At 64.4% G+C, this 14,559-nt stretch carries 13 protein-coding genes and 1 pseudogene; 2 read left to right on the forward strand and 12 right to left on the reverse strand.

All coding sequences use genetic code 11. The features are described 5' to 3' along the window. The first annotated feature begins 99 nt into the window (after positions 1–99). Positions 100–1,467 carry an MmgE/PrpD family protein gene (locus CH278_RS26195; RefSeq protein WP_094623274.1) on the forward strand — a complete coding sequence of 456 codons (1,368 nt, stop codon included), beginning with the start codon at positions 100–102 and terminating at the stop codon, positions 1,465–1,467. Here the strand turns inward: CH278_RS26195 and CH278_RS27730 are convergent. The 5 genes from CH278_RS27730 to CH278_RS26215 all read right to left on the reverse strand — a co-directional run bounded on the left by CH278_RS27730 (position 1,464) and on the right by CH278_RS26215 (position 5,169). Continuing rightward, positions 1,464–1,973: an LpqN/LpqT family lipoprotein gene (locus CH278_RS27730; RefSeq protein ID WP_179274416.1), complete on the reverse strand. Its 510-nt coding sequence runs from the start codon at positions 1,971–1,973 to the stop codon at positions 1,464–1,466. The genes CH278_RS26195 and CH278_RS27730 overlap by 4 nt on opposite strands. A gap of 17 nt (positions 1,974–1,990) precedes the next feature. Further along, positions 1,991–2,938 carry a hypothetical protein gene (locus CH278_RS27735; RefSeq protein WP_179274417.1) on the reverse strand — a complete coding sequence of 316 codons (948 nt, stop codon included), beginning with the start codon at positions 2,936–2,938 and terminating at the stop codon, positions 1,991–1,993. Next, on the reverse strand, positions 2,935–3,918 hold the full coding sequence (locus tag CH278_RS26205; RefSeq protein ID WP_094623276.1) for a hypothetical protein: 984 nt from the start codon (positions 3,916–3,918) through the stop codon (positions 2,935–2,937). Before CH278_RS26205 ends, CH278_RS27735 begins: the two co-directional genes overlap by 4 nt. Then, a complete protein-coding gene (locus CH278_RS26210; RefSeq protein ID WP_094623277.1) occupies positions 3,915–4,214 on the reverse strand; it encodes a type VII secretion target in 300 nt (99 codons plus the stop codon). The genes CH278_RS26205 and CH278_RS26210 overlap by 4 nt, the downstream gene beginning before the upstream one ends. Before the next feature lie 91 nt (positions 4,215–4,305). Further along, positions 4,306–5,169 (reverse strand): hypothetical protein, encoded by an 864-nt coding sequence (locus CH278_RS26215; RefSeq protein ID WP_094623278.1) that lies wholly within the window; start codon positions 5,167–5,169, stop codon positions 4,306–4,308. Between the two features lie 130 nt (positions 5,170–5,299). Between CH278_RS26215 and CH278_RS26220 the strand changes: the two genes are divergently transcribed. Then, a complete protein-coding gene (locus tag CH278_RS26220) occupies positions 5,300–6,418 on the forward strand; it encodes a YbfB/YjiJ family MFS transporter (RefSeq protein ID WP_094623279.1) in 1,119 nt (372 codons plus the stop codon). A gap of 98 nt (positions 6,419–6,516) precedes the next feature. On the opposite strand, the pseudogene CH278_RS26225 reads toward CH278_RS26220, so the two are convergent. The 7 genes and pseudogenes from CH278_RS26225 to CH278_RS26255 form a co-directional block, all read right to left on the reverse strand. Beyond that, positions 6,517–7,527 (reverse strand): annotated as a pseudogene (locus CH278_RS26225) (XdhC family protein); the annotation flags it as partial. 7 nt (positions 7,528–7,534) lie between these two features. Then, on the reverse strand, positions 7,535–8,161 hold the full coding sequence (locus CH278_RS26230; RefSeq protein WP_027497873.1) for an SRPBCC family protein: 627 nt from the start codon (positions 8,159–8,161) through the stop codon (positions 7,535–7,537). Further along, a complete protein-coding gene (locus tag CH278_RS26235; RefSeq protein WP_032364275.1) occupies positions 8,158–8,661 on the reverse strand; it encodes a (2Fe-2S)-binding protein in 504 nt (167 codons plus the stop codon). The genes CH278_RS26230 and CH278_RS26235 overlap by 4 nt, the downstream gene beginning before the upstream one ends. Next, entirely contained in the window at positions 8,658–11,024 is a 2,367-nt protein-coding gene (locus tag CH278_RS26240) for a xanthine dehydrogenase family protein molybdopterin-binding subunit (RefSeq protein ID WP_256991831.1), read from the reverse strand. The genes CH278_RS26235 and CH278_RS26240 overlap by 4 nt, the downstream gene beginning before the upstream one ends. Next, the gene (locus CH278_RS26245) at positions 11,021–11,872 is read right to left on the reverse strand and encodes an FAD binding domain-containing protein (protein ID WP_027497876.1); all 852 of its coding nucleotides are present in this window, start codon (positions 11,870–11,872) and stop codon (positions 11,021–11,023) included. Before CH278_RS26245 ends, CH278_RS26240 begins: the two co-directional genes overlap by 4 nt. After that, on the reverse strand, positions 11,872–13,302 hold the full coding sequence (locus tag CH278_RS26250; protein ID WP_256991832.1) for an MFS transporter: 1,431 nt from the start codon (positions 13,300–13,302) through the stop codon (positions 11,872–11,874). The genes CH278_RS26245 and CH278_RS26250 overlap by 1 nt, the downstream gene beginning before the upstream one ends. Beyond that, positions 13,299–14,558 (reverse strand): FAD-dependent monooxygenase, encoded by a 1,260-nt coding sequence (locus tag CH278_RS26255; RefSeq protein WP_094623280.1) that lies wholly within the window; start codon positions 14,556–14,558, stop codon positions 13,299–13,301. The genes CH278_RS26250 and CH278_RS26255 overlap by 4 nt, the downstream gene beginning before the upstream one ends. Between the last annotated feature and the right edge of the window lies 1 nt (position 14,559).

Here is a 14,559-nt window from a genome sequence, read left to right on the forward strand (position 1 = left end):
CGACCCAGTTCACGGCTAAGCGATGTAATCAGAGTAACAGTCCAGGCAATATCAGTTGTGTCATTGACGATCAGAGCCATCTGCTTCTAACCTTCACCGATGGACGGTTCATTGTCGTTTCGTTCAACGGAACACGTCGCCTCCGTCGCGCGGCTCGCCCAAGCAGTCGACATACTTCGCGGCCGGCCCCTGCCGGACAACCTCGTCGAGCGCGCACGGCTCGTTCTGTTGGACCTGCTGGGCGTGACACTCGCCGGGGCGCGCACCACAGAGATGACACGAGTACGCGCCCACTGGAACGCCGAGCCCGGCTCGACGCACCCGCTCGGCGGACCCCACGGCACCACGGTCGAATCGGCTGCCGAACTCGACGCTATTGCCTCGTGCTGCCTCGAACTCGACGAAGGCAACAAGTACGCCGCTGGACACCCCGCCGCGCACGTGGTGCCTGCAGCGATTGCAGCAGCGCGACGTGCACCCCAGCGGATCTCCGGTCCCACCTTCCTCACCGCCGTTGTCGCCGGATACGAAGTGGCGGCCAGGTTCGGCTATGCGCTGACGCGGAACAGTGCATGGCACACCCACGGGCATTGGGGTGCGACCGGTGCGGCGACTGCGGCCGCCGTCGTTCACGGATGCGACCGCGATGCCATTGCTGCAGCGATCGATTCGTCCGCGGCGTTGGTGCAGGTAGCGCCGTGGGCTGTGGTGCTCGACGGTAACTTTGCACGCAACCTCTGGATCGGCGGTGCGGCGCGGGCCGGTACGAACGCCGCACGACTGGCCAGTGCGGGTGTGGTGGGCAACACCGGTGCGATCGAGCATTCACTGGGCTCGATCATCGGCACGCTGGATCTGGCGAAGCTCACCGAGAATCTCGGTGAGCGATGGCTGACTCTCGAAGGTTATTCCAAGCAGCATGCGAGTTGCTCCTACACACATGCCGCCATCGACACCGTGCAGAGTCTGCGCAGCCATGCCGACTGGTCAGCCGACGACATCGCAAGGGTCGTCGTGCGTACACATTCACTGGCGGAGCCGCTGTTCCAACGCAATCCGAGCACTCGCCTCGGCGCGATGTTCTCGCTACCGTTCGTCGTCGCTGCTGCGTTCTTGTCCGACGCGATCGACGTCGACGCGCTCGATCCGGATGGTCCCACTTTCTCTCGCGCGCAACAATTCAGCGCCCGGGTCGATATCTCCTCGGCCGGCGAGTTCGATGAGCTTCTACCCGAGCGCCGGGCTGCCGAGGTGACGATCGAATTCCGAGATGGAACTGCCATGTCTGCCTCGACCCCGAATCCCGTCGGAGATGTCGACCACTTCCCGATGAATTACGGCGGGATCAGAGCCAAAATTGCCCGCCTGGTGGGAGAAGAGGATGCAGCAGAGCTCGAAGGCATCGTCGAATCCATCTGCACGACGGATGACGTTGCTGAGGAACTGCGCAGGCTGCCTACGACCTAGTTTCTCCCGATACGAACCTCGTCCACGAATTCGTCTGCTGCCCAAGCCAATCGAGACCTGACCCGTTCCGGCAAGGTGACCGTCAATTGGACGAGGTACTGATCGACGATGTGGTGGACCACGACATACCTAGTCCGAGCGAACAGCGTCCGACCGTCCCAGTCGTACCGACCCGCAATCGAAACGGACGGTAGACCGCAGAACGGTTCACGGTCGTAGCTGACGTCGATCCATTCCGGAAGTGCCCGAGAGTCGCCGAGCCCACAAGCCAGCAGGGTCTGCGGATCGAGTGACCGCGTCAACTTTCCGGTCAAGACTGCCGCGTTGGGAACGAACCCGTCGACCGCATCTGTCGGAGAACACAGCACCGCGGTGGCGTGCGGAAACAGATGCGCAGGAACGAGATCCCACCCCGGCAGCGCGGGGAGCTCCAGACCGAACCTTGCGCATTCGTCGAGATGTACGGGCACGAGCTCGACATCCTGCTGTTGCAGAACGCTCTGCATCGATTGCTCCTGAGTTGTCACCGGACGTCCCGTCGACCCGACATCGACGCCGCTCGGTCTGCTTCGATGCGATCGAGGAATCGAGGCTGGCGCAGTAGCTCTCGCGCGTCGTCGTGGGCAAGCTGCGCACGGCCCCAGGGATTGTCCCGACACCACTGCAGTACGGACAGCAGCGCGTTGGGCTCGACCTTCTTCTCGCACGCCATCAGGACCAGCACCTGATCCGTTCCACCGGCAGGGTCGCGATACACGACTCGGATGGTGGGGTACCAATGTGAATGCGACACCGCAGGATTCGGATGCGTCTGCGGCTGCAGCTCGACGATCCCGTCCCACGGGACAACCGTGATTGCAGTGGTGGCCTTCCATCCGCGGCGCCGATAGATCTCCTCCACGAGGCCATCGGGATGCAGTGAAATTCGGGTCCGGTTGACGACGAGCACACTCAGTGCGAAAAACAGCAGACATATCGGAGCGCCGAAGTGCGACATGACTACGACGCTCAGGTCGTGACGCGTTGTACTTACCCGTGCGTCTCCTCCCCAGTGGATGTAGGACAGGCCGGACACCAACGCGAATGCGAGTATGCCGCTGCGATACAACACAGTCCCCCGCCCTGGCACTGCCACGCCTCGGCCGACTCCGGCGACAGTCACCGGTCGCACGAACAGCGACAGCCGCGCAGACCCGATGCCGGACAACACCACGGCCGCTGTGAGCGATATCAGCACCGCGAGCACCAGCGGCGACACGAGGAGAACGGTCTCCCCGGAAAGCGTCCCGAACAGGAGAACCGGAGCCACGATCGTCGCGGCAAGGACTGCAGACGAAACCCCGAGAGCTACCAGCCAACCCAGGTGAACACTGCGCCACGTCCGCACCCACAATGGATATTTCTGCGCTACCAGGCTCTTACGCAGCACGTCCTCGGTCCGGGGCGTGCGATCGTCTCTGATCTCGCTCATTTTCCTGCCGCCTCGAACAACTTCTCCACCCCGTAGCTGACGACTTGGCCCAGTGCGATCCCGGCAGCAGCGCCGGCCACCGTGCCGGGCCCCGGAAAAATGGAACCCGCCATGCCACCCACGGCTCCGAACGCCCAGGTCGTAATTGCTCCCGCGACTATCGGCGTCGCCTCGACGATCACGGCCTCGGCCGGATTCACGCCCTCGTCGATTTTTCCCGCAATTCCGGGAATCGCACCCGCAACGACTCCGAAGACCCCGAGCCCGCGTCCGATGTTCTTGGCAACGTCGTCGACGGATTCGACACCGGGTATTTCCAGCGCCCGCCTTGTCACGGCGGCCATGCCTCCGACGACCGACGCCGCGATGGTCGACGGCCAGTCCGGCATCCAGGAGAACGACCCGTCCGGGTTCTCGACGAACTTTCCGGTGGGATTGTCGAGGGCGAGCGCCGTCAGCACCTCGGTGGGCTCGGCCAGCTGCTGCGCAGCGTCGAGAGCGACACTCTCGGCCTGGCGCAGAGCACTCTGGATGTCCTCGGTCAATTGATTTGCTGCAGAACGCAGTTCGTCGGCTCGACGCGTCTTCTCGTCACCCAGGCTGTCGGGAATCAGCGCGATCATCCCTTCGGGATTCACCACACCGTCGGCCCGTACCGCGAACCCGCTCGTCGTAGCCGCCGACACCTGAGCCCGCACGTGCGCTTGGGCGGCCTCGACGATGTCGGCCGCACCTTCGAATGCAGCTCCGAGCGAGTCGATTTCACTGCAGACGGAGCTCATCCGGGAGCATTCGGCCACCACGCGATCGGCTGCGGCGCGTGCCGCCTCGCCGGTCCACGTCTCGGCCAGTGTGTCCTGCTCTTCCAAGACCCCGGTTCGTTGGCCGTTGACGCGTTCGACTATCTCGGCCAGTTCGATCATCGTCTTGCGCATCGACTGCGGCTCCCAGCCGGCGACGTGCGGCACGGTCGGGGTCATTTCGGCTGGTCCATCGCAGCGAGGCGGCGGGCAAGGTCGTCGTCGGTGATCTCGTAGTTCTGCGCGACACCACGGGCGATGTCCGCAACGCATTCGGCTCGGCCTGCCAGAGCGGCAACAGCTCCCGCAGCCGCTGCGGACGCTGCCGCACACGCAGTGCGAAAGTCGGTACCCTGCAGCGCATTCTCGGATGCTCGGAACGGGGCGAGGGTGTCCAACTCGGCGATCACCTCCCCCGTTCCCGACAGCACATTCGAGAACTGCCGCAGGATCACTGGATCCACATTCACTGTCATGACGCTCCCCCGAGTCGCACCGTATCGACGCCCGGTGAATCGGCGTCATCGGGTTTGACGCAGCGAGCCCGTTGTCGGTTCCGTGCCGAAGCTAGGACCGCGACAGTTCCAGTCGCTCACGAAGCGGTGGTGGCACCAGCAGGTCGGGTGAGTCGTAGCCGGTCATGCGAATCCGGTTGACCGGGCCGTCGGTGCACCACTTCATCAATGCCAGAACGGCATTCGGCTCGGCTGCGAGCAAATGGATGCGAATCGCCATCCGGTCCGGTTGATCCAGCCGGTCGCGGGGACGCTCGATATCGAGCCCAGTCGCTCGGACGTACAGTACGGGCTCGGTGAACCCACTCCCCCGCTTCTCTGACGTTCGGTACGTCGAGGCCTCGTAGTGCTCCACATCGTCCCAGCGCACGAGGATGTCGTGAGTGCGCGGAAAGAAGAACATGCACGACCGTCTGCGTCTGATAAATCCGTCCGCGAACAAACACAGTTCGACGCTGCTGCGGAAGCCGAGCGTCGCCACCAGTACAACGATGGCAATTCCAGCAATCGGCATACCGGCCGCGCCGAACACGTCACTCTTCGACAGGGCGACCCCCATTCCTGACACCGAAATGGACGCGACCGTGATCGACCAGAGCTTGGCGGTCCGAGGCGGAATGCAGACGCCGCTACCGAGCGCGTGGTCCTCGACGCGCCGAACGAATCGGACGGGGATTCCCCATCGAATCACGTTGTCGTTGATGCCGATCCAAACGCAAGCCATGAGGGCAAGTAGAGCGATCGATCCGATCGTGTGCCCATTGTCGCTTCCTTGCACCTCGAGCCGTCCGCGATAGATCGCAATGGCTACCACCGCGACAATCGCGATGACGGCCTGCCACAGGCGGCCCAACGTGTTCGGCCAGTACGGGACCCAGATAGGTCGTTCTGCGTCGGTGTACTTCGTCTCACTCATGCGTCCCCCACAGTCGGTATCAGGTATTGGACGCACCGGTGGTGCGATCGGTTCCCTGCTGCTCGGTTCGATGAGACGGGGATCCAACGCGTACCGTTGGCGCGGCTAACGACTTAGGAGGGCGATCGCAATGAACGGCCGTCGATTATCGTTCGCTGCCGCGGCCGGACTCGCGGCCGCGATGGGCGTCGGGCGATTCGTGTTCACGCCGCTGCTACCGATCATGGTCGACGCGGCGGAGGTGACCCCGAGCAGCGGTGCCGTCATCGCAACCGCGAACTATGCCGGCTACCTCGTCGGCGCGATCGTGTTGTCGGTGCGCCCGTCGATCAATACGACGACGTCGTTCAGGCTGTGGACGCTCGTGCTCATCGCAAGCGAAATGGCGATGGCTGCAGTGCATTCCACCGCAACGTTTTCGGCGCTGCGGTTCCTGGCCGGCCTGGCGAGTGCCGCGGTGTTCATCGCCTGCGCGAGCACCGTCACCAAGCACAGAGCCGACGGTGCGTCACCAGGAATCGCGTTCGGCGGCGTCGGTGCAGGTATTGCAGCGTCGGGCATTCTGACGTTGCTCGCCGGGCCACATCTGTCGTGGGAGGCGCTGTGGTTGTGCTCGGCGATACTGACTGCGGTGCTCGTCGCCCCGGCATGGACGCTTCGGGTACACCCCGAGCCTGCAGGGCGGTCCGAGGCGGGCGAGGTGAACGCCGGAACCCGCGCGGTGTGGCGGACATTGCTCGTCGCGTACTTCCTCGAGGGCCTCGGGTACATCGTCGTCGGCACGTTTCTCGTGGCAGCGGTCGGTGGCCACGGCAGCACGTCGGTGGGTCCAGCGGTGTGGATCGTCGTGGGATTGGCTGCGGTGCCGGCGACGGTGCTGTGGCAAGGGGTGGCACGCCGAACCAGCCTGCGCGAAGCTCTGGTAGCAGCGTTCGCCTTACAGTCCGTTGCCGCAGTACTTCCCGCACTGACCGGGAACACCCTTGCCGCCGTATGTTCAGCGTTGTTGTTCGGGGGAACGTTCATGGGCATCACGATGCTGACGATGAGCACAGCGCAATCACTTCCCATCGGCCGTACCGCGGCGACACTGACTACCGTCTACGGCGTCGGACAAGTGGTGGGTCCATTGGTGGTTGCGCCCGCAATCGGCGATTCGTACGCGATCGCCTTCGCCATCGCGACCGGCGTGCTGGTGCTGGGAACTGCCGGCGCAGTGCGCGTATCGCAGTTGACCGCGCCACGCTGAGCCTCGCTGCCACGGTCGGCGCTGCCGTGCAACGGACCGGTGCCGTCACGCAAACGCCCGCCCGATCGCCCGTTGGACACCGCAACCATTTCGGCGACGATCGACAGTGCGGTCTCCCCAGGGGTGCGTCCGCCGATGTCGAGACCGACGGGCGACGACAACCGCGCGAACGCGTCCTCTCCGACACCTCTGTCGACAAGACGTTCACGTCGGTCCTCGTGCGTTCGGCGGCTGCCCAACACACCGATGTAACCGGCAGGGGTGCGCACTGCGACGTCGAGCAACGGGACATCGAACTTCGCATCGTGTGTGAGCACGCACAGGGCGGTGGTGTCGTCGATCGACCCCTTGTCCCACTGGGCCGTCAGATACTCGTGCGGCCACGCCACGACAACCTCGTCGGCGTGCGGAAAGCGCTCCTCCGTAGCGAATATCGGCCGGGCATCACACACCACGGTGCGGTAGCCCACGATGGTTGCTGCGTGGGCGACGGCGTCGGCGAGATCGAGCGCGCCGAAGACGATCAGGAGCGGTGGGGCCCGAAACGATCGCACGAAGACCTCGACGATGTCGTCGTCGACGTCGATTTCCCGCAGTCCACTTGCGCCGTCCGACAACATCACCCGAGCGAGCGATACAGCTCGCTCATCGAGCACCGGGTGTCCGATGGAGCCGGACGAACCGTCGGCAGTCACCACGAGGTGTCCGCCCGCAGCACCGGAGGCGACCGTGACCTCGGCAACCGACGATCGCGATGTTATTCGCGCCAACAGTTCTGCGTAGTGCGGGCGACTGTCTCGATCGACCCTGTCGACCACAACGTCGACCGTTCCGCCGCAGGTGAGGCCTATGGCGAACGGGTCGTCGGCCGCGACGCCGAACCTCAGGCGGTCGACGAGTCCACCCGTCGCCGCCGACACTGCCGCATCGAACACTGCACCTTCGACGCATCCGCCGGACACCCCGCCGAGAGCGGTACCACCGGCGTCGACGGCCATGACCGCACCGACGTCCCGCACCGCGCTGCCTGAGGTCGCTACGACAGTGGCCACACCGAACGGTCGTCCGTCTACGAACCAATCGTGCAGTGTGCCGGCGAAGTCGAGCATCGCGAACCTACCGACGTCCGAAGGCTCTGGAGACCAACCAGCCCTCGACCATTCCGGCGAGAAAGATCCCCGCGACCGGTGCGTACTTGCGCACCGGTTCGGGCATCAGAGACATCGCATTCAATTCGCCGCCCATCGGACTCGGAACAGCGGTCTTCACTGCTGCAGGCGCGGTGGGATCGGCCGTAGCCGAACCACTGAGCAACGCACCGAGATTGACGGCGAACTGTTGCAACACCTTGTTCGACACCGCCACGATCGCGCCCTTGCCGAACGAGACGATCTTGCCGCTGATCACCAGATCGGTGTTCAGGGTCAACCGCGAACGGTCACCGATCGACTCGACCGCGAGATCGACCTGAGCCTCGGCATCGCCGTTTCCGTGCGAGTCCGCACCCTTGGCTTCGAGTGTGAGCGTGCGGGTCTCGGCGTCGACTTCGAGGAACCGAATCGTGCCGGCGTACGACGCGCTGATCGGCCCGACCTTGACCTTGACTCCGCCGAGGAACGTCTCACCGTCCTTGCCGGTGATTGCGGCCCCTGGTACACAGGTCGCCACTTTCTCGACGTCGTTGATCAGCCTGAAAACGTCGTCCGCGGACGCGTCGATGTCGAGGGTGTTGGTCAGTATCACTGGGAAACTCCTTTCGCGCAGCCGACGCAGCGGCGCTGTTCGGCGCACGAGTCGATGGCCTCGACGATGGTCTGGTATCCGGTGCAACGGCAATAGTTCGAGGCAACCACCTCGCGGATCTGTTCCTTGGTGGCATCGGGATTGTCGGCAAGATATCCCTCGGCCAGCATCAGGAATCCCGGCGTACAGAATCCGCACTGCAGTCCGTGGTGGTCCGCGAACGCTTGTTGCAGATCGTTCAATTCGCCGTCGATGCTCAGTGATTCGACGGTCCGAATCTCGGAGTTCTCCACCTGCGCGGCAAACGTCAAGCATGCGCGCGCCGGCTTGCCGTCGATCAGGACAGTGCAGGCCCCGCAGACGCCGTGCTCGCAACCCACGTGAGTTCCGGTCAACTGCAGGTCGTGCCGTAGTACGTCGACCAGGGTGCGGCGTGGTTGGGTGATCACCTCGTGCTCGGTACCGTTGACGGTCAGTTCGATCAGTTGCTTGTTGCTCATGGCCTTCCCTTCGCCAGCGCCGCATGTACAGCAACGGGAGTGATCGGTGTGTCGTTCAGTTCGACTCCGGTGGAACGCAGTCCGTCGTTGACCGCGTTGAGCACCGCGGCCGGTGCGCCGATAGTTCCACCCTCACCGGCTCCTTTGGCCCCGGATTCGGTGAACAGGCAGGGAGTTTCGAGGTGGTGGATCTCGATGTCTGGAATTTCGCACGCGGTGGGCACCTTGTAGTCGATGAAGCTGGCGCACAGTGGGTTTCCATGATCGTCGTACGAGACCTGCTCGAACAACGCGCCCGCGATACCCTGGGCGATCCCGCCGCGACACTGGCCCTCGACGATTTTCGGATTGATGGCCACCCCGCAATCCTCGACGCACACGTACTTCAGGATCTCCACTTGCCCGGTGCCCTCGTGTAATTCGACGACGACGCCGTGTGTGGCGTTGGAGAACGTGCCGTCGTTGAACACGTCGAAGCTGGCCGTCGCGGACAGTCCGGGTTCGACGCCCTTCGGTAGCAGTTGCGCCTTCAGATACGCGACGTCGGCGATGTCCCGGTAGGTGACGTACTTCGAGTGGTCGTCGCGCTGACGGACGCGCCCGGAGGCCAGCTCGACGTTGTCGTCACGTGTCTCCAGCAGGTGCGCCGCGATCTCACACAGTTTGTCTCCCAGCTTGTTCGACGCCAACGCCACCGCACTGCCGCCGATGGTGATCGAGCGGGAGGCGAACGACCCGAAGCCGTACGTGATGCGGTCGGTGTCGCCCTGCACGATCTTCACCTGTTCGACGCCGATGCCGAGACGATCTGCGACGATCTGCGCCATGGTGGTCTCGTGACTCTGCCCGTGGCTCATCGTTCCGGTCGTCACGACGACGGTGCCGGAAGTATCCATCCTGACCTCCGAGATGTCGAACCCCGGCACCACGTTCATCTTGCGGGCGGCGAACGCGCTACTTCCGTAACCTGTTCGCTCGCTGAAGCAGGAGTATCCGATGCCGACGTGTCGACCATCTGCGGTCGCCCGCTCCTGAAGGTCGTACCAACCGCCGTCCCGCAGCGTCTGCTCGCACAGGTTCAGGGCCTCGAGGTACGAGCCCGGGTCGTAGGTGATGTTGTTGACGCCGGTGTACGGGAAGGCCGTGATGACGTTGCGGCGTCTGATCTCCACCGCATCGAGCGCCAGTTCGCGAGCCGCTCGCTCGAACAGCCGCTCCATCACCATCACGTACTGCGGGCGTGACACTCCGCGGTACGGCGCGGTCGGTGCCTTGTTGCTGAACACCGAGCGCCCTCGTACCCGGTACGCCGGAACCTGGTACACCCCTGGCATTTCCGCCGACGCCATGAGCGGCTCGATACCCGCGGTGAACGGGTAGCAGGAGTACGCGCCCATGTCGCACACGACATCCGCGTCCAGGCCCAATATGTGTCCCTCGGAGTCGAACGCTGCCCGCACGTCGTACTGCTGTTCGCGCGCCAGGAACGAGGCCGTCAGTGCGTCCTTGCGGTCCTCGATCCATTTCACGGGACGACGGAGCTTCAACGCTGCCGCGGCGACTGCAATTTCCTCGCGACCGACGACGCACTTCTGCCCGAAGCCGCCGCCCATGTCGGGTACCACGACGCGCACCTGGCGCTCGTCGAGTCCGAGGCAGAGCGCGGTGACGGTGCGAACCTGGTGTGGGACCTGCGTGCAGATGTAGACGATCAATTGCTCGTCGCGGTCGTCCCAGTACGCGATGCATCCGCGGGTCTCGAGAGGCAGTGCGTTCTGACGTCCGGTTCTGGACTGCACGGACACCACGGTGTGCGCGTCGTCGAATATCTCGTCGATGCCGTCGGTGGCAAACATCTGCACGTCCACGACGGTGTTGTTCGGAACCGAATCGTGAACCAGCGGCATGCCCTCGGACATGGCCTGATCTGCGGAGGTGACAGCGGCGACAGTCCGGTACGACACTCGTGCCGCTTCGAGTCCGTCCTCGACGCTGTAGGCGTCGGCGGCGACGACGATGGCCAGCGGCTCACCGACATAGCGCACGACGTCGTGCGCCAGCACGGGCATGTCGGTGGGCACGAATTCGGTCAGAGGACGGGACAATTCGGCTCGGATCGGCCTCAAGTCCAGGTCCGCCGCGGTGAACACACCGCGCACTCCCTCGACTCCGGCGACATCACCGACGTCGAGACCGGTGATGGCTCCGGCCGCGACGGTGCTGCGGACGAACTGCGCGTGCAGCATGCCCGGCATCGCGATGTCGTCGACGAATCTGCCACGGCCGGTGAGCAACCGTGGATCTTCCCGGCGTGCGACCGAGGTACCGACGAATTTCGGCGTGAGAACCTGATCGACGCTCACGTGGGCACCCCCTGCGACACCAGCGCGTCGCTGCAGGCTTCGACGACCAACGTGCGCACCAGGGCGCGGCGGTACTCGGCGGTGAACATGCCCTCGTCCTCCAGTTCCAGTGCTTCGGCTGCGGCGTCCGCGCAGTCGGCGAACGTTCCACCGGCGGCGAGCGCGGCTTCTCCTGCGGGCGATCGCATCGGGGTCGCGCCGACCCCCGCAAGGGCGACGCGTCCGCCGACCACGGCCACGCCGTCGAGATCGAGGGACACTGCTGCGCCCACGATCGCGAAATCTCCCTGCCGCTCGGCGTATTCGGTCACTGCGGCATGCGGTGCCGGGTTCGGGAACACGATCTCGACGATCATCTCGTCGAACGCAAGATCGGTGGAGTAGTACCCGAAGAAGAACGAGTCTGCCTCAACGGTGCGCCGTCCCCGCACACTCTCGACGACGATGCGGGCGTCCAGCAGGATGGCGAGCAAGCACCATTCGGCGGTGGCGTCCGCATGGGCGATGCTGCCACCGACGGTGCCGCGGGTACGGATCGGGTAGTGCCCCACCCACCGCATGGCATCGCGTAGAACAGCGAAGTCTGTTCCCACGTCGCCGGATTCGACGTCATGGTGGGTGGTGAGCGCTCCGATGTGCAGGCCGTCGGATTCTCGGCGGATGTAGCTCAGAGTGTTCAACCCACCCACGTCGACCAGATGCCCGGGCCGGGCGAGGCGGAAGTTCATCATGGCAACCAGGGACTGGCCTCCGGCGATGATCTTCGCGTCCTCGCCCAGCTCGGCCAGCAGGCGCACTGCACCCGAGACATCGCGCGCCCGGTGGTAGTCGAACTGTGCGGGCTTCATCAGACCCGAGCCTCGCCTGCGACTACCTCGGTGGGTTCGTCGACCAGGGTGTCGAGTTCGCGGCCCTTGGTCTCGGGTGCGAAGTACGCCATCCAGATCACCGCGAACAACACGAACGCGGTGACGATGCCGAAGGTCAACGGCAGACCCAGGATCGGCCACATGACGGAGCCGAAGAGCAGAGGCGCAAAGCCGGTCGCCACCCGACTGACCGAGGAGGCGTACCCGAATCCCGAGGCGCGGATATTGGTGGGGTACAACTCCGAGACGTAGCAGTACAGCACGGGGATGGTCAGCTGGATGACGAATCCGAAGATGCCGAGCCAGATCAGCGCTGCCGATTGAATGTCGAGCATGACGGCGAACATGACCAGCGCACTGCCGGCGATCGGTCCGGACAGTCCGATGACCCACTTGCGTCCGAAGATCTCGACGATGAACGCGGAGGTGAGCACACCGACGATACCGACTCCGGTCATGAGCGTCGTACCGGCGAAGGCCGCGAATTCCCCGTAGCCCTCGGCCCGCAGGATGGACGGCATCCAACTCAGCGCGGCGTAGTACAGCAGCATGATCGACACGAACAGCATCCACGCTGCGGCAGTGATACGTGGGCTGTAGCGCCACACCGATTTCAGCTGCGTCAGAGCAGCTTTCATTCCACCCGGACCCTTCGGAGCGGTGTCGGCGACGATGACGTACTCGACGGCGTCGGATCCGGTACGAGTCACCATGTCGTCGATGACGGCGCGGGCCTCGGCGTCTCGGCCGACCTTGGCGAGGTAGATCGGCGACTCCGGGATGCCGCGCCGGACCCAGAACAGCAGCAGCGCAGGCAGAACCATGAACAACAGCATGTAGCGCCAGCGAACATCGCCGTCGATCGGGACGAGCAGTGTTGCCACGACGCCGCAGATGGTGGCACCGATCGGCCACCAGACGTCCATCGCGGACAGAATCTTGCCGCGAATGCGGCGGGGCGAGAATTCGCTGACCAACGCGTAGTCCACCGGGATGCAGCCGCCGAGGCCGAATCCTGCGAGGAACCGCAGAACGATGAAGATCTCGAAGCTCGGGGCGAAAGCACCGAGGACCGAGAACAGCGCAAAGATCAACAGCGTCAACGAGAATGCGCGTTTTCGCCCGACGCGGTCGGCGATCGTTCCCCACACGACGGCTCCGACGGCCATACCGATCAGGTTGCCGGTGGCGACGAGACCGCGCTCGGCCTGGGACAGATCCCAGTAACTTCCGAGCAGGGGGGTCAAGAAGCCGTTCAGCGCCACGTCCCAGGCGTCGAACATGTAACCCAGCCCGCCGATGATGAAGATCTTGCCCTGCACTCCCCATTTCCAGGGGAGCTCCTGTACTACCTGATCACCAGTCTTCATCGCAGCCTCCGGCGCGGTGTTGTGGTCCGAGGTCGTCATCGGACGAACGAGTAATGGAATTTCTCGTCGTCGCTGTCGTCGAGCGGTGTACCGCTCCACAGCCAGTCGTACGAGATGTCGGACTCCCCATCGAACGACGCCAGTGTCGCGTCCCGCTTCTGCTGCTCGGGTCCATCGGGTATGTGGTAGAAGGTCTTGTTCTGCAGGCTCGCGTCCTGCACCATCCGCGCGTGCCGGGCCCGGCGAAAGACGTAGCGCGCCAGCGCGTCGTCGATTCCGCTCGAGGTCACCTTCGCGAGTTCCTCGGCGAGCACCGCCGCATCTTCCATTGCCTGCGATGCGCCCTGCGCCTGGTACGGCAGCATGGCGTGGCACGCATCGCCCAGCAGCGCGACGCGGCCGTCGGTCCAACGCGGGTCGGGTCTGCGGTAGTAGAGCGCCTGGCACAGCACGTTCTCGTCGGCCTTGGACAGCATCGCGTGGGCGCGGTCGTCCCAGTCCGGGAACGTCACCATCAGTTCCTCGGGCCCGACGAGCCGCGGTCCGCCGTCACGTACTTCATCCGTACACGGTGCCAACGCAACGACATTGAGGTACTCGCCGTTGCGGATCATGTAGTGCACCAGGTGACGGTCGGGTCCGTACCAGATGGTGCTCTGGTAGCGATCTACGAGCCAGCGGGTTGCCGGATCCTTGACGATACGGTCGCCGGGAATGAGTGCGCGATACGCCATTTCGCCGGAGAACACCAGCGTGTCGGGCAGGCCGATGAGATCGCGTACCGTCGAGCGGATTCCGTCGGCTCCGATGAGCAGATCCGATTCGTACCGTCGTCCCGCTCCGGTGACTGCGACGGGCCGCATCGGGTCGGTGCGGTCGACCTCGACGACCTTCGCGTCGGTCTCGAACACTACAACCGGGCCGGGGCCGTCGGGGTCGAGGCACTGCGCATGAATGGCAGAGTGCAGGTCTGCGCGGTGGTAGTGCCAGTACGGCGCGTTGAACGTCTTCTTGCAGTATTCGCCGAGCGCGGTGAGCGCGATGACCTTCCCGTTCTCCCAGCGCCTGCGCACCTGATCCATCGGCTCGGTTTTGATCTCTTCGAGTTTCTCTCGCATACCGAGGGCGATGAGAATGCGGCTGGCGTTCGGTGCGGTCTGGATGCCTGCTCCGACCTCGCCGAGCTCGGCGGCGGCTTCGAGTACCGTTACCTTGATTCCTCTGTGCCGCAGCGAAAGCGCTGCGGTCAGCCCGCCCAGGCCGCCGCCGGCGACGACCACTTCGATCGGAGCCATG

It is taken from the genome of Rhodococcus sp. 05-2254-5 (assembly GCF_002258575.1).
Taxonomy (GTDB): Bacteria; Actinomycetota; Actinomycetes; order Mycobacteriales; family Mycobacteriaceae; genus Rhodococcoides; species Rhodococcoides fascians.